Origin of the sequence: Micromonospora sp. B11E3 (genome assembly GCF_039871625.1) — a bacterium.
In the GTDB taxonomy this organism is placed as follows: domain Bacteria; phylum Actinomycetota; class Actinomycetes; order Mycobacteriales; family Micromonosporaceae; genus Micromonospora.
In genome coordinates this window covers 24,061-44,718 of record NZ_JBDPMC010000010.1, presented here as the reverse complement: position 1 = coordinate 44,718, position 20,658 = coordinate 24,061, and the positions used below count along the sequence as shown (strand labels likewise).

18 protein-coding genes are annotated in these 20,658 nt (G+C 73.9%); 6 read left to right on the top strand and 12 right to left on the bottom strand.

Annotation, left to right across the window (positions count from 1 at the left end):
- Positions 1 to 14 precede the first annotated feature (14 nt).
- Complete coding sequence (locus ABGB16_RS07940) at positions 15 to 1,205, top strand: glycosyltransferase family 4 protein (protein WP_347667313.1); 1,191 nt, start codon at positions 15 to 17, stop codon at positions 1,203 to 1,205.
- A 186-nt stretch (positions 1,206 to 1,391) separates the two neighbouring features.
- Here ABGB16_RS07940 and ABGB16_RS07935 read toward each other — a convergent pair whose 3' ends face one another.
- The 11 genes from ABGB16_RS07935 to ABGB16_RS07885 form a co-directional block, all read right to left on the bottom strand.
- Positions 1,392 to 2,117, bottom strand: a complete 726-nt coding sequence (locus ABGB16_RS07935) for a CDP-alcohol phosphatidyltransferase family protein (RefSeq protein WP_347667312.1) — start codon at positions 2,115 to 2,117, stop codon at positions 1,392 to 1,394.
- Positions 2,092 to 3,159, bottom strand: coding sequence for an iron-containing alcohol dehydrogenase family protein (locus tag ABGB16_RS07930; protein WP_347667311.1), 1,068 nt, complete (start codon positions 3,157 to 3,159; stop codon positions 2,092 to 2,094). The genes ABGB16_RS07935 and ABGB16_RS07930 overlap by 26 nt, the downstream gene beginning before the upstream one ends.
- Positions 3,147 to 3,878: a phosphocholine cytidylyltransferase family protein gene (locus tag ABGB16_RS07925; protein ID WP_347667310.1), complete on the bottom strand. Its 732-nt coding sequence runs from the start codon at positions 3,876 to 3,878 to the stop codon at positions 3,147 to 3,149. Before ABGB16_RS07925 ends, ABGB16_RS07930 begins: the two co-directional genes overlap by 13 nt.
- Before the next feature lie 176 nt (positions 3,879 to 4,054).
- A complete protein-coding gene (locus ABGB16_RS07920) occupies positions 4,055 to 6,085 on the bottom strand; it encodes a hypothetical protein (protein ID WP_347667309.1) in 2,031 nt (676 codons plus the stop codon).
- A 255-nt stretch (positions 6,086 to 6,340) separates the two neighbouring features.
- On the bottom strand, positions 6,341 to 7,393 hold the full coding sequence (locus tag ABGB16_RS07915) for a glycosyl hydrolase (protein ID WP_347667308.1): 1,053 nt from the start codon (positions 7,391 to 7,393) through the stop codon (positions 6,341 to 6,343).
- 65 nt (positions 7,394 to 7,458) lie between these two features.
- Entirely contained in the window at positions 7,459 to 8,991 is a 1,533-nt protein-coding gene (locus ABGB16_RS07910) for a polysaccharide biosynthesis C-terminal domain-containing protein (RefSeq protein WP_347667307.1), read from the bottom strand.
- Positions 8,979 to 9,839, bottom strand: a complete 861-nt coding sequence (locus ABGB16_RS07905; RefSeq protein ID WP_347667306.1) for a sulfotransferase domain-containing protein — start codon at positions 9,837 to 9,839, stop codon at positions 8,979 to 8,981. The genes ABGB16_RS07910 and ABGB16_RS07905 overlap by 13 nt, the downstream gene beginning before the upstream one ends.
- Positions 9,836 to 11,065 (bottom strand): hypothetical protein, encoded by a 1,230-nt coding sequence (locus ABGB16_RS07900; RefSeq protein ID WP_347667305.1) that lies wholly within the window; start codon positions 11,063 to 11,065, stop codon positions 9,836 to 9,838. Before ABGB16_RS07900 ends, ABGB16_RS07905 begins: the two co-directional genes overlap by 4 nt.
- Entirely contained in the window at positions 11,065 to 12,540 is a 1,476-nt protein-coding gene (locus ABGB16_RS07895) for an O-antigen ligase family protein (RefSeq protein WP_347667304.1), read from the bottom strand. Before ABGB16_RS07895 ends, ABGB16_RS07900 begins: the two co-directional genes overlap by 1 nt.
- Positions 12,537 to 13,529: a DUF3048 domain-containing protein gene (locus ABGB16_RS07890; protein ID WP_347667303.1), complete on the bottom strand. Its 993-nt coding sequence runs from the start codon at positions 13,527 to 13,529 to the stop codon at positions 12,537 to 12,539. The genes ABGB16_RS07895 and ABGB16_RS07890 overlap by 4 nt, the downstream gene beginning before the upstream one ends.
- Positions 13,526 to 15,367, bottom strand: a complete 1,842-nt coding sequence (locus tag ABGB16_RS07885) for a lipopolysaccharide biosynthesis protein (protein WP_347667302.1) — start codon at positions 15,365 to 15,367, stop codon at positions 13,526 to 13,528. Before ABGB16_RS07885 ends, ABGB16_RS07890 begins: the two co-directional genes overlap by 4 nt.
- Before the next feature lie 225 nt (positions 15,368 to 15,592).
- Here ABGB16_RS07885 and ABGB16_RS07880 point away from each other — a divergent pair, with 225 nt between their 5' ends.
- Complete coding sequence (locus ABGB16_RS07880) at positions 15,593 to 16,525, top strand: hypothetical protein (protein WP_347667301.1); 933 nt, start codon at positions 15,593 to 15,595, stop codon at positions 16,523 to 16,525.
- A 7-nt stretch (positions 16,526 to 16,532) separates the two neighbouring features.
- Here ABGB16_RS07880 and ABGB16_RS07875 read toward each other — a convergent pair whose 3' ends face one another.
- Positions 16,533 to 17,513, bottom strand: a complete 981-nt coding sequence (locus tag ABGB16_RS07875) for a sulfotransferase (RefSeq protein ID WP_347667300.1) — start codon at positions 17,511 to 17,513, stop codon at positions 16,533 to 16,535.
- A 238-nt stretch (positions 17,514 to 17,751) separates the two neighbouring features.
- Here ABGB16_RS07875 and ABGB16_RS07870 point away from each other — a divergent pair, with 238 nt between their 5' ends.
- The 4 genes from ABGB16_RS07870 to ABGB16_RS07855 are packed head-to-tail and all read left to right on the top strand — an operon-like array spanning position 17,752 to position 20,658.
- The gene (locus ABGB16_RS07870; RefSeq protein WP_347667400.1) at positions 17,752 to 18,192 is read left to right on the top strand and encodes a UDP-N-acetylglucosamine--LPS N-acetylglucosamine transferase; all 441 of its coding nucleotides are present in this window, start codon (positions 17,752 to 17,754) and stop codon (positions 18,190 to 18,192) included.
- Positions 18,189 to 18,785: a glycosyltransferase gene (locus ABGB16_RS07865; RefSeq protein WP_347667299.1), complete on the top strand. Its 597-nt coding sequence runs from the start codon at positions 18,189 to 18,191 to the stop codon at positions 18,783 to 18,785. Before ABGB16_RS07870 ends, ABGB16_RS07865 begins: the two co-directional genes overlap by 4 nt.
- On the top strand, positions 18,773 to 19,738 hold the full coding sequence (locus ABGB16_RS07860; RefSeq protein WP_347667298.1) for a sulfotransferase: 966 nt from the start codon (positions 18,773 to 18,775) through the stop codon (positions 19,736 to 19,738). The genes ABGB16_RS07865 and ABGB16_RS07860 overlap by 13 nt, the downstream gene beginning before the upstream one ends.
- Positions 19,735 to 20,658, top strand: a complete 924-nt coding sequence (locus ABGB16_RS07855) for a glycosyltransferase family A protein (protein WP_347667297.1) — start codon at positions 19,735 to 19,737, stop codon at positions 20,656 to 20,658. Before ABGB16_RS07860 ends, ABGB16_RS07855 begins: the two co-directional genes overlap by 4 nt.

The following is a 20,658-nucleotide window of genomic DNA, read 5'->3' as shown; positions in this document are numbered from 1 at the left end:
TAGCCTTTCCACCCGTGAAGATTGTGGTGGCGCACAACCGGTACCGGGAGGCTCAGCCGTCCGGCGAGAACACCATCGTCGACGTGGAGATCGCCCAGCTCACCGCCGCCGGGGTGGAGGTGCTGCCGTTCCTGCGCAGCTCCGACGAGATCCCCAGCCTGCCGAAGACGGCGAAGGCGCTGCTGCCACTCTCCCCGATCTACGCCCCGCGCGCCCAGCAGGAGCTGAGCCGGCTGATCACCGAGCACCGCCCGGACGTGCTGCACCTGCACAACCCGTACCCGCTGCTCTCGCCCTGGGTGGTGCGGACCGCGCACAAGCACGGCGTGCCGGTGGTGCAGACCGTGCACAACTACCGGCAGGTCTGCTCCTCGGGCCTGTACTTCCGGGACGGGACGATCTGCCAGGACTGCCGGGGTCGGGCGCTCGGCGTGCCGGCGATCGTGCACCGCTGCTACCGCGGATCGCGGGCGCAGAGCGCCCTCATGGCCACCACGCTGGCCGTGCACCGGGGCACCTGGCACTCGGTCGACCGGTACATCGCGCTCACCTCGGCGGTCGCCGACCACCTGCGCGACTACGGCGTACCCGCCGACCGGATCGTGGTGAAGCCGAACGGCATCCCCGACCCGGGGCGCCCGGCGCCGCTCGGCGACGGCTTCCTGTTCATGGGCCGGCTCACCCCCGAGAAGGGGCTCGGCCTGCTGCTGGACGCCTGGCGGCGGCACCCGGACGGCGCGCTCGGCCCGCTGCGGATCGCCGGGGACGGCGAGCTGCGGCCCCTGGCCGAGGCCGCCGCCGCGGAGCGCGCCGACGTGACCTTCCTCGGGCCGCTGGACCGCGCCGGGGTACGCGCGGCGATCGAGGCCAGCGCCGTGGTCGTGGCCGCCTCCACCTGGCACGACGTGCTGCCCACCGTGATCATCGAGGCGTTGGCGAGCGGCCGGCCGGTGCTCGGCACCGCCCTCGGCGGCATCCCGTACCTGGTGGGTATGGACGATCCGGCCGGCCCGGTCGGCTGGGTGATACCCCCGGAGCCGGCCGCCATGGCCGCAGCGCTGCCGGAGGCACGCGCCGGCGCCGCCGGCCTCTCGGTGGCCGCCCGTCAGCGCTACGAGCGCACCTTCCACCCCGACGTGACCACGGCCAAGCTCATCGACGTGTACGCCGGGGTCGTGGGCAGCGGCACCCCGACCCCACGCTGAGCTGACGCGTTCTCGCTACCACCGCCACTGTTCCCTTTTTCCGCCTTTGCTCTGCACCCACCCGCGCAGCGGGCACGGAATGTAGCCGCTGCTTCGATGGGTGCAGAGCAAAGGCGCGGGGCAGGGTGAGGCGGCCCCGGGGAGCGAGGGCTCGGGGTGACGGGGCGGGGCCGGGTAGGGCGGGGGTCAGCGGAGGGAGGCGCGGGCGGAGAAGGCGATGCTCGCCAGCAGGAAGCCGCCGTTGACGACCGTGAACGCCACGATCACCCAGAAGGTGAGGGCGGGCGCGAGCATCAGCACCAGGGCGGCGCCGAAGATCACCGCGCCGTAGTCGCGGACCAGCTTGACCAGCCGGACCGGCAGGCTGGTCGAGGTGACCATGCTGGCCGCGTTCGGGCCGGCCTGCATCACCGAGGTCACCAGGTTGACCATCCACGTGCCGGCGAAGACCGCGACCAGCCAGGCCGGGGTCGACGGGCGCTGGGCCACGGCCGTGGCGGCCAGCGCGGCCACCAGGGCGATCTGGGCGGCCACGTCGCAGAGCACGTCCACCCGGGCGCCGGCCGGGTTGCCCTGCCCGGTCACCCGGGCGAGCTGCCCGTCGGCGCAGTCCAGGGAGTACGCGACCTGCCAGCCGACCAGCGCGGTCAGCCCGACCACCCAGGCCGGTACGTCCCCCGCGGCGACCGGCCCGGCGAGGGCCACCACGGTCAGCGACGTGCCCAGACCGAGCACGAGGTTGGTGATCGTCAGCGCGGTGGGGCGCAGCCCGAGCCGCTGCGCGACCAGCGCGAACACGGCCCCCAGCCACTGGCTGAGCGACTCACTGAACAGGCCACCGCCCCGGTTGACCCGGTGGAAGTCGGCGACGGAGGGGCGGGACGGCTCAGCCAAGGTGGTCGCGGAGTGCATCGGCGTAGTCTGCCAGCCGCTCCCGCGTCTCGGAAGGCGACATCGCGAGGTGTTCGAGGATGGTGTAGCGGTCCGGCCGGGTACGCGGCGCGTACTGAACCGCCTCGATGAACTGCTCGTCGGCCAGTCCCACGTCGGCGGGCAGCCGGGGCAGGCCGTGCCGGGCCAGGCAGGCCGACATCTCGGCGAACCGCCGCCGCTCGCCGCGCAGGAAGGTGCAGAAGAGCGCCCCCAACCCGGCCAGCTCACCGTGCGAGGCGGTGCCCGGGTAGAGCGCGTCCACGGCGTGCATGATCTCGTGGCAGCCGCCGCTGGACGGGCGGCTGGTGCCGCAGACCGCCATCGCCAGGCCGCTGGAGACCAAGGCCTCGGCCAGCACCGTGACGAACCCGTCGTCGCCCATGTCGCCCTGGTGGGCGAGCACCGCCTCGGCGCCCATCCGGGCCAGCGAGGCGGCCAGCCCGTCGACCGGCTCGCCGCGGACCCGCCGGGCCAGCTCCCAGTCGGCCAGCGCGCTGATGTTGCTGATCACGTCGCCGATCCCGGCGCGGTTGTGCCGTTCCGGTCCGGCCTCCACGAAGTCCAGGTCCACGATCACCGCGATCGGGATGTGCACCCCGTACGAGCCCTTGATCCCGTCGGTGATCAGGCTGGCCACCGGGGACGCGATGCCGTCGTTGGCCAGGCTGGTCGCCACGGAGACCATCGGCAGGCCGCGCCGGGTGGCGGCGTACTTCGCCACGTCGATGGTCTTGCCGCCGCCGATGCCGACCACCGCGTCGTACGACCGGTCGCGCAGCTTGGCGCCCAGGTCGTCGGCGGCGTCGAGGGTGCCCCCGGCCACGGTGAACACGTCCGCCGAGCGCAGCGACGGGCGGATCAGCTCGGCGATCTGCTCGCCCTGCCCCGGGCCGACCACCACCGCCACGTCGCCCCCGGCGGAGATCCGCCCGTCGGCGAGGATCGCGGCGAGGTCGGCCACCGCGCCCCGCCGTACGTCGATGTGCAGCGGGGTGAGGACCGTCCGGGCTAGTAGCGGCACGCGATCTCCCGGGCGCGGGCCAGGTCGGCGTGGTTGTCGACCTCGACCCAGGGGACGTCCCCGATGGGCGCCGCCCGCACCTCCCCGCCCCGGTCGGCGAACTCCTGGTAGCCGTCCTCGTAGTAGAGGTTCGGGTCGCGGCGCCAGGTCGCCTCCAGCGCGTCGGCGAGCGCCTCGGCCGCCTGCGGCTCGATCAGCGTCGCGCCGATGTACTCCCCGTACGCCTCGGCCGGGTCCATCAACTTGGTGATCCGGGTGAGCTGGCCGGCGGCGTCGAAGGTGGTCTTCATCTCCTCCTCGGCCAGCACCTTGATCGTGTCGACGGCGAGCAGGATGGCCGGGCCGCGTTCGGCCAGCAGCGTCTTCTCCACGCTCACCGGGTGCACGGTGTCGCCGTTGACCAGCAGCACCCCCCGGGCGAAGTACTCGCGGGCCAGCCAGAGCGAGTACGCGTTGTTCCACTCCTCGGCCCGGTCGTTGTGCACGAGGGTGATCCGTACGCCGTGGCGCTTCTCCAGCGCGGCCTGGCGCTCGCGGACCGCCTCGGCGGCGTATCCGACGACGACCACGACCTGGGTCAGCCCCACCTCGGCGAGGTTGTGCAGCGCGATGTCGAGGATGGTGGTCTCGCCGTCCACCGGCACCAGCGCCTTCGGCAGTGTGTCGGTGTACGGGCGCAGCCGGCGTCCCGCTCCGGCCGCGAGCACCATCCCGATCATGCGGCGTCCTCCCTCGTACGACTCCGGGTCACCGGTGGAGGATAGCGCCGGGAGAGATGGCACCCGCCGTCAACCGGCGCTCGACGCCGCCGAGGGCGGAAACGTGACGGCCCCAGCCAGGGCGGAAACGCGACGGCCCGGCCCCCGCGCGGGGGCCGGGCCGTCGAGCTGTCGGGTCAGCGTGCGGGACCGGTGAAGATCGCCTTGGCCCGCCAGTCGACGGAGTCGAGCGTCGGGCCGCTGCGCACCGTCCAACTGCCCGACGGCGCCCCGTTGACCCAGCCGGTCGACGAGAGGTTGCCGGTGAGGCGGTTGACCAGGTAGAGGCTGGAGCCCGAGACGAACACCCCGGCGGAGTCGGCGAAGCCGGTCGAGCCGGCGACGGTGAACTTGTCCGCCCCGACGGCGCCGCTGTCCGGGTTGAACCAGCGCCAGTACAGGCCGCTGGAGCCGCTCAGCGTGTAGTAGAGCCGCCCGTTGCTGTAGAACATGGCGGTCACGTTCGCGATCTCGGCGTAGAAGCTCGTCGTCGAGCCCGCGTACGTCTGGCCCGCCGGCCCGGAGTCGGTCACCACCGTGTCCCAGAGCGCGTCGTGGTACGGGTCGACCTTCTTCGCCGTGCCGAAGGTGGTGCCGTCGAAGGTGCGCCGCCACAGCGCGCCGCTCATCCCGTAGAACAGCGTGCCGCCGACCCAGAAGCCGCCCCGGGCGGTCGACCAGGTGGTGCCGTCGGTGCTGGAGACCGTCGTGGCGGCGCCCACCGCGCGGACCCCGTCGTACGTCCGGGTGCGCACCGCGTTGACGGTGCCGGAGCTGAACCCGGCGAGGTAGACGTTGCCCGGCAGGGTGGCCGTGCTGGTGGAGTGCGGGGCGACGCCACCGGTCAGCGGGAAGAACGCGATCCGCTCGCGGCGGTACTTGAAGTTGCCGATCCAGGACTGGTCCGAGCCGAGCCAGAGGCCCGCCGGGGTGACCAGCAGCTTGGCCACGCCGTACCCACGGGGGTGCCGGCCCGGGTTCCAGGACAGCGGCAGGCCGCTGACCGGGTCGAGCGCGGCGATGCTGGGGCGGGCCACCGCGCCGGGGAACGCCGAGTTGGTGGCACCGGTGTTGTTCAGCCAGCGGAAGTGGCCGCCGACGTAGACGGCCCGCTCGCTGATGCCGACCGAGAGGAACGTGTCGCCACCGCTGTAGTTGACCCAGGTGGGCTGGACGGTGGTGCCGGTGGACGAGGTCTCCCATCGGGCGACCGCGTCGCAGAGCGTCCCGGCGTACGGCGCGCCCGTGGTGGCGACCACGAAGTACTTCCCGTCCGGGGAGAAGCTCACGTCCCGCACGTACGAGTCGAACGACGTCCACTTGCACCGGTCCTGGTAACGGGTGGTGTTCCAGGAGGAGACGGTCGCCGCGGTGCTGCCCAGGGTGAGCCGGACGATCTGGTCGTGCAGCGTCCCGTTGGCCTTCCGGAAGTTGCCGATCACCACGAGCTGGGTGCCGTCCGGCGAGACGGCCAGCTTCTCCGCCCCGACGCCGGCCTTCGCGCCGCCGGTCTCGGAGGAGCGGTAGTTGTGGTTCTCCGTCAGCGCGGCGGTGAGGAAGCTGTCCACCGCGCCGGTGGTGGCGTTCAGCGAGGCCAACCCGTTGCGCGGGAGCGTGGCGGCCTTGGTGAAGATGCCCCCCACCAGCAGCCGGCTGCCGACCTTCTCGATGTCGTTGACCAGACCGTCGAACGCCAGGTTGGGGAAGCTGGTGACCAGGCTGCCGTTGCTCACGTTGACCAGGGCGAGCTTACGGCGGGTGGTCGTGCCGACCGTGTTGAACTTGCCGGCGAGGTAGACCGTCCCGGCCGTGGGGCCGGCGGTGATGTCGAGGACCTCGCCGTCGACCTTGGGGGCGAACGCGGTGTCCACCGTCCCGGTGGCCTTGTCGAAGGCCAGCACGTACCTGCGGGAGATCGTGACGTCGGAGTTCCGGTTCTGCACGCCGGTGAACGAGCCGCCGACGATCACCTTGGTGCCCGCGTCGTGGATGGCGAAGACGGTGCCGTCGATGATGTCCGGGGTGAGGGTGGAGGGGACCGCGGCGACCACGGTGCCGTGGCCGGGAGCGGCCGATGTCGGGTCGGCGACGAGGACGCCGCCGACGGTGAGCGCGGCGCAGGTCAGGGCCGCGAGGGAGCGGCGGCCGAGCGCGGGAGAGTGAACCACGGGCAACTCCGGGGATACGACGGAGCGAACGATGTGAGCTGCCTCCACGCGACCGGACACGGGCCGGTCGGCTGCCCGCCGGCTGTGGAGGCGCGCGGCCGGGGACACGAACGTCAGGAAACCATGTCGCAGTCTACGCGCGGTGTCCACCCCCACCGGCTCCCCTTTGTCCGTCCATCTTGTCGCCGGTCCGACAAAAAGCAGGCACGGTCACCGCGGGCCGGGTGCCGGTACGGGCGGGGCGATCGGGCGTGGTCACCGCGGGCCGTGCGGCGGCACCGGCGGGGGCGGCGCGGCGAACCACGGGTCGGCGGCCAGTTCCCGGAACGCCGCCAGCCCCTCCGGGTCGGCGTCGAAGGTGCTGTCGTACGCCGGTTTCCTCGTCTGCTTCGCCGCGAAGTAGACCACCGCCTTGATCCGCGGGTGCCGCTTGACGTACTCGCCGGCCTCGCGCAGCCACGCGCCGCGCTGGCCGGGCGCGCCCTCGGTGGTGACCCCGAACTCGCCGATCACCACCGGCCGGGGCCGCTGGGCCGCGAACGCCATGAAGGTGTCCATCTGCGCGGCGAAGCCCTCGAACTCCCGCCCCGGGTACACGTCGGTGCAGAGCCAGTCGACCTGGTCGTCGCCCGGGTAGTACGCCGCCGCGTCGCGCGTGCTGTCGACGAACCCCTGCACGTGCGGGCACCACACGAAGGCGGCGTTGGTCGCGCCGACCTCGGTGAAGATGCCACGGATGCGCTTCCACGCCGCGACGTAGTCCTCCGGCGAGTGCACGCTCTGGGCCAGGTTGGGCCGGTCCATCTCCCACCGCCAGCGCAGCAGCAGCGGCACCCCGAACTGCTTGATCCGCTCGGCCCGCTGCCGGATCAGCTGGTCGTACACGCCGTTGCGGATGGACCGGGTGTCCGCGCCGGACCAGGAGATCATCTGGAGCCGCCCGCTGGCCTGGAACGCGTGCTCCGTCGGGCCGGGGAAGTCGTCCTCCCACTCGTGGAACATGTGCGCCAGCGTGATCTTCCCGCCGGTCTGCTCGGCGAACGCGGCCAGCGCGTCGACCCGGCCGGTCGGCGTCTGCCAGCCCGGCTTCACCCAGGCGCCCAGCCAGACGCCCCGCTCGGGCAGCTCCGGACCGCGCCCGGTGGTGCGCAGGCCGTCCGGTGGGCGGGGGCTGACCGTGGGCGCGGAGCCGGCCGTGGATGCGGAGCTGGCCGGGGCCGGCGGCGGCGCGGGTGCCGGCTCGGAGCACGCGGCCACCCCCAGCGCCGAGCCGAGCGCGAGGGCCAACGCTGTGTGGACCCGCTTCATCGTGCGTACCTCCCCATGCGATGGCCACCGGCCGGGCCGGTGGTGGACGTGTTCCGTGGCCGACCTCAGCGCCTGCGGGCTCGGCGCAGCGTCCGCAGCGCGTCGAGCTGGAGCACCCGGCGCAGCCGCCAGGCCGCGGCGGCGTAGCCGGCCGCGCCGAGCGTGGCCAGCGCCGCGAGCGTCAACGGCCCGACGTCCAGCAGCGTCCGGGCGAGCAGCGCGGGTACGCCGAAGCAGGCCAGCGCCAGCCCGGCCGCCGTGAGCGTGCCCCGGCCGAACGGGTGCAGCCGGTACGCGTGGTACAGCTGGGCCAGCGGCACCAGATTGGTGACGAGGATGGACGCGGACCAGGCCGTCGCCGCGCCCATGATGCCGAAGCGCGGGATGAGCAGCACGTTCAGCACCACGTTGAGCGCCGTGCCGGCCAGCGCGTTGTAGAACGTCCAGGACGTGCGCCCGGCCATGTTGAGGACCGTGTCGACCATTCCGCAGCCGGTCGCCACGAGCATGACGAGGGCGAGCAGGACGGTCACCCGCTGCCCGGCGGCGTACCCGTCGCCGAACAGGTGCAGCATCGGCCCGGCGAAGACCGCGAAGAGCAGGTACGCCGGCCAGGCCAACAGCACCAGCCAGCCGGTCGCGGCCTGGTACAGCCGGCCCGCCGCGGCCCGGTCGTCGCGGACGAGGTGCCCGGCCAGCCGGTGCTGCACGGCGGTCGACAGCGCCTGCCCGGAGAGCTGCCCGAGCGCCAGGAACCGGGTGGCGGCGGTGTAGAGCGCCGCGTCGGCGAGCCCGCGCAGCGCGCCGAGCAGCACGATGTCCAGCCGCTGCACCGCCATCTGGGCCAGTCCGCTGAGCGCGCGCGGCCCGCTGTAGCGCCAGTACGGGGCGAACTCCTCGCGCAGCCGCACGGGCGGGGCCTCGGCGGCCCGCTCGGCCCGCCGGACCAGTCGGGCCAGCCAGACCGTGCCGAGCAGGGCCGCGGGCAGGTAGGGCAGCGCCCAGGCCAGCGGCAGCGCGGTGGTGGCCGACAGGCCGAGCAGGGCGGCCAGGCCGACGCCGGCCAGTTGCAGCCCGGTCCGGCCGAGCCGCTCGACCAGCAGCAGCGGCCGCATCTTGCCGAAGCCCCGGCAGGCGGCCAGGGCGAAGTCGCAGAGCGCGGCGACCGGCACGAACAGCAGCAGCGCCCGCAGGGCTTCGACGGCGCCGGGCACCGGCTCGGTGAAGGTCAGCGCGACGATCCGCGGGGCGGCCCACCAGCCGGCCACCGCGATGACGGCGCCGACGAGCACCACGGGCAGCAGCCCCACCAGCACCGACGCCCGGATCCGCTCCGGCTGCCCGAGGGTGCGGTACCGGCTGATGAAGTACACCGAGCCGACGCCGGTGCCCAGCCGGGCCGCCGCGTACGTGATCATGAAGGCGCTGGTGGCGGCGAAGAAGAGGCCCGCGTCCGACATGGACCAGCCGCGGGTGACGACGATGTTCAGGCCGAACCCGGCGACCGCGGCGACGGCGACGCCGAGCAGGTTGGCCACCCCGTGCCGGGCGGCCCCGCCCAGCTCGGCGGCGTCCGACCGGGTCGCTACCGTCGCCACGACGGCACGCGTCCCCACCAGGTGCTCAACCGCTCGTCGTACGGGGCGAAGTGCTCCTCCAGCCGGGCGCGCAGCGCCGGGTCCATCGGCGAGCGGGAGCGCGAGTTGTGCTTGCCGAACGAGATGTCGGCCCAGTGCGGCAGGCCGAGGAAGTCGCAGACCGCGTCGAACGCCGGCCGGGGCTCGGCGAAGAAGTCGTCGGCGTCGATCACGTGCAGCCGCTCCCGGCCGAAGATCGACTCCAGCCGTTCGAGCTGCTCGACGTACCGCCCCCGGGTCAGGTACGCGTTGTGCTGGTAGTGGTGGCTGTGCGCGGCCGGGTCGGCGAGCAGCCGGTCCCGCTCCCCGGCGATCCGCTCCTCCTCCAGCTCCAGGGCCCGCTCGAAGCCCTCCGTCTCGAAGCCCCGGGCCAGCTCGTGCGCGTGCGCCGAGTACGCCCGCTCCACCGGGTCGCGCAGCAGCACCAGCAGCCGGACCTCGGGCAGGTCCTGCGCGATCCGCTCGCCGGCCAGCGGGTGGAACATGTAGTACGGGCTCGACTCGCCGGTCACCGCGCGCACCCCGATCCGGTCCCGGACGGCCTCCGCCCGCCGCACCGTCGGGAAGTGCCCGAGGTACCAGTCCATCCCCCGGTCGTAGGCGACGTCGAAGTAGTGCACGCCCTTCTGGTAGTTCGCCGGCAGCACGCCCGGGTGCTGGGACAGGGTCTTGAACAGGGACGTCGTGCCGCAGCGCTGGGCGCCCACGATGAGGAAGTCGGGCGCGAGCCGCGACCCGGACGTCCACCGCCCGTACGTCCGGCTCACCGACCGCACCGCGCGGCGCGCCTTCGTCTTGACCAGCGTCACTTCGCCATCCCTCCCGCGCCCGGCCGGCCGGCCAGGTGATCCTCGACCGCCGGCAACAGCCAGGCGGCCACGTGTCCCAGCCGGGCCCCCGCCTCGGCCTGCCGGTCGCGCAGGTACCGCGCCCCCAGCTCCACCAGATAGAGCACCGCCACCAGGTCGGCGACCCCGGCCGGCTGCCCGAACGGGGCCAGCGCCTCGCCCGCCCCGGCGATGAGCCGCGCCGCCGCCTCCCGGGGCTCGACCCCGGCCCGGGTGATCGCCGTCTGCACCCGGCGGTGCAGCGCGTCGAAGCCGACCGGCACGTCGCCGGCGAACCGCTCCCAGTCCCAGACCAACGTCCGGCCGTCGGCCAGGGTCGCGCTGTTGCCGCCGTTCCAGTCCCCGTGCCAGGCGCCCAGGTCGAACACCGGGTCGGCGCGGCGGACCGCGGCCAGCGCGGCGCGCAGCCGGGCCACCTCGGGCCGGTCGTCGAGCGCCGCCAACTCGTCGGCGAGCCGCCGGGCGTGCGGGCTGTCCGCGTACGGCACGCGGTCGACGCCGAGGCAGCGGCTGACCGCGACCATGGCGGCCCGTTCCGCCTCGGCGGCCCGCGGCGGCGCGGCCCGGGGCAGCCCCACCGGCAGGGCGCTCTGCACCAGCAGGGCGTGCCCGCCCCAGGCGCCGTGGTGCAGCACCTCGGCCACCTGCACGCCGGGCAGGTCGAGCGTCGCCAGCCGGGCCAGCGCCGCCGCCTCCGCGTCGACCAGGGCGCGGGTCAGCGGGTCGACGCCGAGCTTGGCGTACCCGATCGGGGCGCCGGCGTCGTCGAGGAGCTGGACCACCGGCTTGCGGTTGGCCCGGGCCGGGCCGATGTGGATGCTCAGCAGCGCCGGGCGGCCGAGCACGGCGGCCAGGTGCGCGTCGAGCGCGCCGTCCCCGCCGTCGACCACCAGGCGGTCCCGGAAGGCGAGCCCGCCCAGCCCGGCGCGGAACGCCGTCGCCAGCACCGCGCGCCGCAGCCGGGCCTTCGCCCCCTGGGCCTCCGTGGAGTGCCGCACCGCGCTCGCCGCCGCCCGCCGGGAGCCGACCGGGACGAGCAGCCGGGGCCGGGCCGCCGACGGGACCACCGCGAACCCGACCCGGCCGCCGCGCCGCAGGGCCGGTCGGCCCGGCGCCGGCCAGACCAGGCCGGCCAGCTCGGGCAGGTACGCGCCGCGCGCGTCGGCGCCGGGGGGCGGGGTGAACATCAGTGCGTCCGCCGTTCCGTCAGGGGGGCGTGCGGGGCCGCCGCCTCGGCGGCGAGCCGGGCCTCGCGGCGCTGCGCGCGCAGGTGTCGGTCGTTGCGGGCGAGCAGCGCGACGCTGATCAGCCCGTACGCCAGGGTGGTGTTCAGCGAGCCGTAGAGGAACTGGAAGAACAGCATCAGGATCAGCACCAGGCTGCCGGCGATGCCGATCGGGGTGTGGTCGTGGCGGAACCGCCACAGGCACCACAGGAAGAACGCGCTGTAGCAGAACGCCCCGACGTAGCCCTGGCCGACGAGCAGGTTCCACAGCTGGCCGTTGCTGCCCAGCTCCCGGTTGCCGCACTGGCGGCAGTCGGCCGACTTGCCGATCGCGATCGACCGGTTGCTGCCGATCAGGGCCCGGTTGCCGCCGTAGCCGAGCACCGGGGAGTGGTTCGCCGCCGCCACGGCGCCGCTGGACAGCGTGGCCCGGATGTCGTCGCTGTGTCCGTTGGACATCCGCTCGTCGAGCAGCGTGCCCAACGGCGAGGCGAGCACCGCCACCCCGACCAGCGCGGTGGCCAGCGACAGCCCGACCAGGACGACGATCCGTCCGCGCAGCGCCAGCCGCACCGCCACGTAGACCGCCCCGATGACCAGGCCGATCCACAGGCCCCGGTTGAGGGAGAAGACGATCGGGAACACGGCGGCGAGCACCACCACGTACCCGAAGAGCCGGCGCGTCCCGCGGCCGAGCACCACCCAGCCGACGATGAACCAGATGAGCAGGATGGCGAGGTTCTCGCCCCACGTGTTCGTGTACTCGAAGGGCGCGGCCGGGCGGGGCGAGCTGGCCTCGCCGGCGAGCACCGCCTGCACCTGGGCCACCTCGACGTGCATGAGCCGGTGGACGAACGGCTCCTTGGCGATCACGTCGGGGAGGATGTGGTTGAGCGGTGCGACGAACTTCAGCTGCGGCATCAGCGCGCCGACGTACCCGCCGATCACGGTGACCACGGCCATGAACCCGAACAACCGCAGCAGCCGCGCCCGGGGCAGCTCCCGCTCGCTCAGGTTCAGCACGTAGAGCATGGTCACGGTCAGCGCGGTGTAGTTCATCACCCGGATGCCCCAGCCGACGTACCGGCCGAACCCGTTCGGGGTGAGCGTGTTGGGGGCGGTGATGTCGAGCATCAGCCCGGACAGGACGACCCAGGCCAGCAGGATCAGCCAGAGCCCGAAGCCGGGGGGAACCCGGACGGTGCCGCGTCGGAAGAGCTGCACGGCCATCGGAACCGCCAGGATGGCGAAGATGAACGAGGGCAGGCCGAGCGCCCACCAGAGCGGGTAGAGCACGAAGAGCGCGGTCACCGGCCAGGCGGTGGGCAGCCGCATCGACCAGCGCCGGGTCGTCTCGGGCGGCGGGTCGGCCGGATGGCGTCCCGCTGGCTGCGGCTCCGGCCCCGGCGTGGGCCGGAGCGGGGCGACGGTGCTCATGCCACGTTGACCCGGGCAGTCTCGGGGGCGTAGATCACCCAGGCGGTTCCGGGCTGCGGCCGCACCTGGTAGCCGCCCGGGTCGATGACGTTGCAGACCAGTCGCTGCCCCGGCTTGCGCCACGTCGCCGCCACACTGGACGGGCCGGACACCACCACGGCGGTGCCGGAGCCGTAGACCTTGGCTCCCGGCAGTGAGCGTGGGCTGGGCTTGCGGACGTTCAGGGTGCGGTACTCCATGGTCAGCACCACGACCGCCGCCGCGCTCACGGTGGCCTTGCCGACCTTCCCCCGCCAGGTCGAGCTGGCCTCGTCGTACGTCCAGGTCTGCGTCGGGTGACCCGGCGCGGCGACGGTGAGCCGGCTGGCCGGCGTGACGCCCTGACTGGCCAGGGGCGTGCCCGCGTCGGCGTGGTCGAAGACCTGCGTCGGCGCCTGCCCGCCCTTCGGGGCGGCCTGCCGCAGCGCGGCGGTGGACGCCTGGCCGGACGGGAACGCGGCCTTGCGTTGCGCCGGGGTCACCCCCGGCACCCCGGCCCCGGCGAGCTGATCGAGGAAGCCGGTCGGCCCGCCCGCATACCCGACGAACGGGTGCAGCACGCCGACGGTACGGATGTCCACCGGCCGGATCTCGGCCACCGGCCCCACCCGGGCGGCGTCCCGGGACTGGTAGACGGCGGTCAGGTGCAGGCTCTCCGACTCGGCGAACTCCTGGTAGACCAGGTCGGCCTCGGCCAGCCCGACCGGGGTGGTCCGGGCGGTCACGCGCAGCGGCACCGCGACCGCCTGACGGGTGGCCACCGCCTCGGGAACGGGCTTCCCGGACAGGGGGGCCGCCGGCAGACTGGGGGTGGGGCTGGGCTGGGCCGCCGGGGACCCCGGGTCGACCACGTCGGTCGCCCCGGGCGGCTGGCCCTCGGTGCAGCCGGCCCCGAGCGCGGCGACGAGCGCTGCGGCGACCGTGGCTCCCAGGGCCCGGCGCCGGGTCACTCCCGGTCCTCGAACGTGTCGCGGCTCGTCGAGTACCGGCCGGGCTCCGCGCCGTCGGTGTCCCGGGCGGAGCGGTACACGGTGGACATGCCGCCCGCCCTCGCCTGGTTCGTCGGCTTCCCGGCGACGGGCATCCCGGTGTGGCCGGTCGGGGCGGAGCCGGCGGTGGGCATCCCGCTGTGGCCGGTCGGGGCCGGGCCCGCGGAGGGTGTCCCCGCGTTGCCGGGCGCGGCGGCCGGGACGCCGTCGCGGGCCGAGGCGGCGGTGCGGGGCAGGATCATCGTGGTGTCGATGTTCGGCACGCCGGGCTGGGGCTGACCGTTCGGCGTGGGCCGCGGCCGGGGCGACGGCGGGCCGTCGCGCCGCGCCGCCGGGGCGCTGCCGGAAGCGGGGGCGGACACCCGGGGAGCCAGCACCGAGCCGAGCACCGGCGCGTCGACCTGCTCGAACTGGCGCATGGCGACGGTGATCTCGCTGCTGCGGGTCTGCCCGCCCTCGATCACCAGGATCACCCCGTCGACGTGCCGGGCCAGTGCCTGCGCCTCCACGGCGAGGGTCGGCTGGGCCGTCTCGATCAGGACGTGGTCGAAGCGGGCGGCCAACTCGGCGAGGACCGTCAGCATGGTGGCGACCGGCAGCTCCACCTCGGTGTCGAGGTCGCCGGGGAGCAGGACCCGCAGCTGGCTCAGGCCGGGGACCGGGGTGAGCGCGGTGAGCGCCGACACGTCACGGCGCAGTACGTCGGCGAGGGTGTGCCGGGGCTTGGGGTTGCCGAGCATCGCGCCCAGCGGGGAGTCCGCCTTGGTGGTGACCACCGCGACCTGCGCGCCGGTGCGGGCGTACGCGGCGGCGAGGTTGCCGACCACGAAGCCGGCCGCGGGCCCGGGGGACGTGTCGGTGAGCAGCAGCTGCCGACCACGGTTGGGCTGCGGCTCGGGCATGGTGGACAGCAGCACGTTGCGCAGCCGGCCCAGCTCCCGGGAGACCTCGTGGGCCGCCGGGAGGACGGTCAGGTCGGCCGGGCGGGCCGGCAGCTCCAGCAGCATCGGCAGGCCCAGCCGGTCGGCGATGTCCCGCCCGCGCCGGACGCGGGTGTCCAGCCGGTCCAGCACCAGGGCGACGACGATGCCGAACAACAGCCCGGCGCCGATCCCGGTGGCCAGGTTCAGCGTGGTGTTCGGCGAACTGGGCTTCCGCGGCAGCGCCGCGTCCGAGATGATCTCGCCGGGGTCCAGCGCGGTGCTCAGCAGCGGGCTCAGCCGGCTGTTGAGGCTGGCGAGCTGGTTGGTCAGCACGTTCCGATCGGCCTCGGCCCGGGCGCGCTCCACCGAGTTGGCCGGGGTACCGGCGATCTTGCCGGCCACGGCGGCGAGCTGCTTGTTGGTCTCGGCGATCTGCTGCCTGAGCGCGGTCGTCTCGTTCTCCAGCGAGCGGGTGGCGGTCGCCAGCCGCAGGTCCAGGTACGCCTGGGCGAACGCGTGCGAGCCGGCCTGCGCCGCCTGCGGGCTCCCCGCCTCGTACGCGATCTGCAGCACCTGGCTGTTCGGTGGCACGGTGACCGACACGGACCGGACCAGGTCCTCCCCGGAGCTGCCGCTCTTCAACAGGGCCTGGGCCCGCTCGGCGACCACCAGGGAGCGGACCACCTGCGCCTCGGTGTCGAGGTTGACCTTGGTACCCGGATTGGCGTCCAGGCCGACCTGGCGGACCAGCAGCGACGTGGTCGAGACGTAGGTGCGGGTCTGCACCTGGCTGACCAGCAGGCCGGCGCCCGCGCCGAGCAGCGCGGCCACCGCGAGGATCCACCACCGGCGGCGAAGCCACTCGAGGTAGGCCATCAGCGTGGGACCGTCTGAATCGCGCAGATCGGCGTGGTGAGGCGAGGGCATCGGGCTGTGTCGCTCCCTTTGGACCGGACCGTCCAGTCGGCCGTGGACGAGGTCCCACGGCGGAAACCTGAGTCTCCCCGATACGGCCGGTCAGGGGAAGCGGACGGAAGGTCCGCTTGTCACCGGTCCGGCGGCCGGGTTCTCAGCGTTCCGTCGGCCGGGCAGGATGGGCCGGTGCGGTTTTGCTACCACATCCAGAGCCACCGGTCGCCCGAGCAGGTCAACCGGCTGGTCCACGCGGTCAAGCGGTACAGCCCGGGCAGCCTCGTCCACATCAGCCATGACGTGAACGGCACCCCGTTGGACCTCGCCGAGCTGCGTTCGCTGCCGGATGTCGTGATTCAGACACATGAGGGCGGCTACGGCGACTTCAGTCATGTGGATCGATACATGGCGGCGGTGGACTGGCTGAACGCCGAGGGCGTGTCGGTCGACTGGCTGGTCAACATCACCGGACAGGACTATCCACTCCGGCCGCTCGGCGAGTGCGAGGCCGAGCTGGTCGGCTCGGGCGCGGACGGGTTCATGGAGTACTGGGACGCGTTCGGGCCGGAGAGCCACTGGCCGCGCAGCCGGGTCCGCTCCCGGTACCACTTCCAGCACCGCCGCCTGCTCCCGCTCAGCCCGCGCGGCAAACGGCTGCTCCGCCCGATCCAGGCGGTCAACCGGGTGCAGCCCCTGGTCCGGGTGCACGTGTCGTACGGGCTGGCGGTCGGCCGGCGCGCCCGCACCCCGTTCGGGCCGGACCTGCGGCTGCACGGCGGGTCGGCGTTCTCGTCGCTGAGCTGGCCGGTGGTGGCCTACCTGCGGGAGTACTTCGACCGGCGGCCGGACGTGGTGGCGTACTTCCGGCGTTGCCTGTCCCCGGTGGAGGCGGTCTTCCAGACCATCGTGTGCAGCACCGACCGGTTCAACCTGGTGCCGGACTGCAAGCGCTACTTCGACTTCCGCGACAGCACGTTCAACCACCCGAAGTCGCTCACCGCCGAGGACCTGCCCCGCGCGCTGGCCAGCGGGGCGCACTTCGCCCGCAAGTTCGACTACGAGCGCGCCCCGGAACTGCTGGACACGCTCGACGCGCACCTGGCCGCCACCGCGGGAGGGTGAGGGCCCGTCAGCGGTAGCCGTAGCGGCGGCGCAGCGGCCAGGTCATCGCGCCGACCAGCCGGCGGCGGCCCGGGGCGTACTCGCGGCGCCACTTCTCGTCCAGCGCCAGGCTGATCGCGCCGGTGCGCATCCGGATTCGCCCGCCGGCCACCGCGTGCGAGCCGGCCTGCTCGAACTCGTTGTCCCGCAGGAACGCGAGCGGGTCCACCACACCGGTCACGTCGGCGGTGAGCGCGGCGATCCGGCCCAGCTCGCCGCGCGGGTCGCGGACCAGGTCCTCGTACCGAACGACGACCCGGGGCACGCCCGAGCGGCCGAGGGCGGCGACCATCGCGTTGACGGTGACCCAGCGCCGGGCGGTCAGCCGGGCCGAGCGCTGATTCATCCGGCCCTTGGCCGAGGTGCCCTCGGGCAGCTCGACCACCTGGCTCCACGAGTACGCGACCCCGCGCGGGTCGCGCAGCACGTGCACCAACCGCAGGTCGATCTTCGGGGCCCGGGCCAGGATGTACGCCAGCGACGGGCGCTTGGTCGAGTCGACCACCACCTTCGCCCCGGACACCTCGGCGACCGCCCGGTAGAGCCGGGTCAGCAGTTCGGTGTAGCGGTCCAGGTCCCGCCGGAAGGCCGGGGACAGCCCGGGGTTCAGGATCAGCGGCAGCCGGGCCGTCGCGTCCACCCGGCGTTGCAGCGCGCGTACGTCGGCCACGTCGATCCGCGACCATCCCCCGTACGCCCGCCGGCCGACCTCGCCCCAGAACGGGCAGGCGTCGAAGTGCTCCCCGCAGGCGCACCGGAAGTTGCGCTCGACGCCGGACTGCCACAGGTAGAACAGCTCGCCGACGTCGCAGTGCCCGACGAACTGGCCGAGCATCAGGTCGAGCAGCGTGGACCCGCTGCGCGGCATGCCGCAGACGTACAGGACGGTGACGGGAGCGGTGCCCGGGCTGCCGCCCGCCTGCTCTGCCTCGGACACCTGGCCGGTCATGCGCGATCCCTCTCGTCGGCGGCGGATCCCAGCGGCAGTCTAGGTGCGGCGCACGGAGCCGGGGACTGGCGAAGGGGCCCGCAGCCAACCATCCGACAGTCCCGATGATGGGGAGAGCTATTTATGTTCCCGGTCGCGCGTCGATACATTGTGGCGGCGTTGCGCGACCGTCCCCGTTGGCCGGTCGGACGGTGGCCGGGCGCCGGGGAGGCGGGTGGACGTGGATCCTGGTGAAGTCATGCTCGTCGGTTCCAGCGGTGGGCACCTCGCCCAGCTGGTGGCACTCGAACCGTGGTACCGCGACCGGTCCCGCTCCTGGGTCACCTTCGACACCCCGGACGCCCGCTCGCTGCTCGACGGCGAGGACGTCGTCTGGGCGTACCACCCCACCACCCGGAACGTGAAGAACCTCCTGCGCAACCTCTGGCTGGCGGTCCGGGTGTTCCGCGGGCGGGACGTGGCCGCGGTGGTCACCACCGGCGCCGGGGTCGCCGTCCCGTTCGTGGTGGTGGCCCGGCTGCGCCGCATCCCCACGGTCTACATCGAGGTGTACGACCGGATCGACACCCCGACGCTCTCCGCCCGACTCTGCCGGCCCTTCCTCTCCGCGATGCTCGTGCAGTGGGAGGAGCAGCGCCGGCTGTACCCGAAGGCGACCGTGGTGGGAAATCTTCTGTGACCCCGCCCATTCCTCGCCCGCGCCAGGCGTCCCCCGAGCGGCGCACCGTCCTCGCCATGGTCGGCACCGACGTGCACCGGTTCGATCGGCTGGTCGGGTGGCTGGAGCGCTGGCACGCCGGCCGCGCGGCCGGTGTCCCGGAGGTCCACCTCCTCGTCCAGTACGGCAGCAGCCGGACCCCCCGACTGCCGGACGCGGTGCCGTTCCTGGCCCACGAGGAGCTCCAGCGGGCGATGACCGAGGCGGATGTCGTCGTCTGCCACGGCGGCCCGGCCACCATCACGGAGGCGCGCCGGCACCAGCATCTGCCGATCGTGGTGCCCCGGGATCCGGCCCACCACGAGCACGTCGACAACCATCAGCAGCTCTTCGCCCGCCGGCTCGGCGCGGCCGGGATGGTCCGGCTGGCCGAGTCGGAGGCGGACCTGGTCGAGGCGCTGGACAAGGGCGTCGCCGACCCGCAGGCGTACGCCCTGGCCGCCGACCCGGACCGGCCCGACCCCCGGGTGGCGGCCGCGACGGCGGTCGGCCGGATCGTGGAGGACCTGGTCCGCGGCCGGCGGGTGCCGGCGCAGCGGAGGTGGTGGCGGTGAACGCCCGGGTGCTGTTCGTGGGCGGGCTGGGGCGCAGCGGCTCCACCCTGCTCGAACTGATCCTGGCCCAGCACCCGGACGTGTGCGCCGTCGGCGAGGTGGTGCACCTGTGGGAGCGGGCGCTCGGCGGCGACGAGCGGTGCGGCTGCGGTGAACGCTTCTCGGCCTGCGACTTCTGGCAGCGGGTCGGCGAGCACGCCTTCGGCGGCTGGTCGGCGGTCGACCGCGCCGAGGTGCTCGCGTTGAAGGACGCCGTCGACCGGACCAGGCACATCCCCCGGCTGGCCCGGGGCGACCTGTCGGCCGGGCAGCTCGACCAGGTGCGCCGGTACGCCCATCTCTACACCCGGATCTACGCCGCCGCGATGGCCGTGACCGGCGCGCGCACGGTGGTGGACTCCAGCAAGCACGCCTCGACGGCGTTCGCCCTGCGCTGGGCCGACGACCTCGACCTGCGGGTGGTACACCTGGTCCGGGACAGCCGGGCGGTGGCGTACTCGTGGGCGAAGCAGGTGCGCCGGCCCGAGGTGGTCGACGCCGAGGCGTACATGCCCACGTTCTCCCCGGTCACCGTGAGCAAGCTGTGGACGGCGCAGAACGCGGCGTTCCACCTGCTCGCCACCCGCGCCCCGGTCATCCGGCTGCGCTACGAGGACTTCACCGCCGACCCGCGCGGCACGGTCGCCCGGGTGCGCCGCTTCGCCGGCCTGGCCGACGACCCGGACGCGTTGCGGGTGCTGGACCCGTCGCCCCCGCCGCTGCGCCGGGCGCACAGCATCGCCGGGAACCCGCTGCGGTTCAACTCGGGACCGCTGCGGGTCCGGCAGGACGACGCCTGGCGGACGGCCCTGCCGTCGCGCAGCCGGGTGGTGGTGAGCGCCGCGACGTTGCCGCTGCGGCTTCGGTACGGATACGTCGGCCACGGCCGGCCCGGTTCCACGGAGGCACGATGACCGAGCCGGCGATCGGCGGCGCCCCGTCGGTGACCGCGGTGGTCCCCACCCGGGACCGCCCGGAGTTGCTGCGCAAGGCCCTCGACGCGATCCTCGGCCAGGACTACCCCGGCCCGGTCGACGTGGTGGTCGTCTACGACCAGTCCGAGCCGGACCGGTCGCTGGCCGACGACCCCCGGGTCACCGTGCTGGTCAACGAGCGTGCTCCGGGCCTGGCCGGCGCGCGTAACACCGGCATCCTGGCCGCCGGCGGCGAGCTGGTGGCGTTCTGCGACGACGACGACGAGTGGCTGCCCGGCAAGCTCGCCGCGCAGGTGGCCGCCGTCGACGCCGCGCCCGACGGCGCGTTCGTGAGCTGCGGCATCCGGGTCGACTACGACGGCCGCCAGGTCGACCGGGTGTTGCCGGTGAGCCGGGTGCCGCTGGCCGCCCTGCTGCGGGACCGGCACACCGAGTTGCACCCGTCGACCTTCCTGATCCGGCGGGAAGCCCTGCTCGACGGGATCGGGCTGGTCGACGAGGAGATTCCGGGCAGCTACGCGGAGGACTACGAGTTCCTGCTCCGGGCCGCCCGGCACGCGCCGCTGGTCAACCTGGCCCGGCCGTACGTGACGGTGCGCTGGCACAAGCGGTCGTACTTCGCCCAGCGCTGGGAGACGATCTCGACCGCGTTGCAGTGGCTGCTCCGCCGGTACCCGGAGTTCGCCACCGTGCCGCACGGCGAGGCGCGGGTCAGCGGACAGATCGCCTTCGCCCAGGCGGCCCTGGGCAACCGGGGGGAGGCGGTCCGCTGGGCCCGGCGCACGTTGTCCCGCAACCCCCGGGAGCCGCGCGCGTACCTGGCCCTGGCCGTGGCCAGCCGGGCCGTCGACCCCGACCGCGTCCTGCGTACGCTGCACAAGCGCGGCCGGGGGATCTGA

Bases quoted from the DNA above. Each gene is read 5' to 3' on its own strand.
- ABGB16_RS07900 (WP_347667305.1), bottom strand. From the start codon at position 11,065: ATGTTCACCCCGCCCCCCGGCGCCGACGCGCGCGGCGCGTACCTGCCC.
- ABGB16_RS07875 (WP_347667300.1), bottom strand. From the start codon at position 17,513: ATGACCGGCCAGGTGTCCGAGGCAGAGCAGGCGGGCGGCAGCCCGGGC.
- ABGB16_RS07925 (WP_347667310.1), bottom strand. From the start codon at position 3,878: ATGATCGGGATGGTGCTCGCGGCCGGAGCGGGACGCCGGCTGCGCCCG.
- ABGB16_RS07895 (WP_347667304.1), bottom strand. From the start codon at position 12,540: ATGAGCACCGTCGCCCCGCTCCGGCCCACGCCGGGGCCGGAGCCGCAG.
- ABGB16_RS07870 (WP_347667400.1), top strand. From the start codon at position 17,752: ATGCTCGTCGGTTCCAGCGGTGGGCACCTCGCCCAGCTGGTGGCACTC.
- ABGB16_RS07885 (WP_347667302.1), bottom strand. From the start codon at position 15,367: ATGGCCTACCTCGAGTGGCTTCGCCGCCGGTGGTGGATCCTCGCGGTG.
- ABGB16_RS07855 (WP_347667297.1), top strand. From the start codon at position 19,735: ATGACCGAGCCGGCGATCGGCGGCGCCCCGTCGGTGACCGCGGTGGTC.
- ABGB16_RS07915 (WP_347667308.1), bottom strand. From the start codon at position 7,393: ATGAAGCGGGTCCACACAGCGTTGGCCCTCGCGCTCGGCTCGGCGCTG.
- ABGB16_RS07935 (WP_347667312.1), bottom strand. From the start codon at position 2,117: ATGCACTCCGCGACCACCTTGGCTGAGCCGTCCCGCCCCTCCGTCGCC.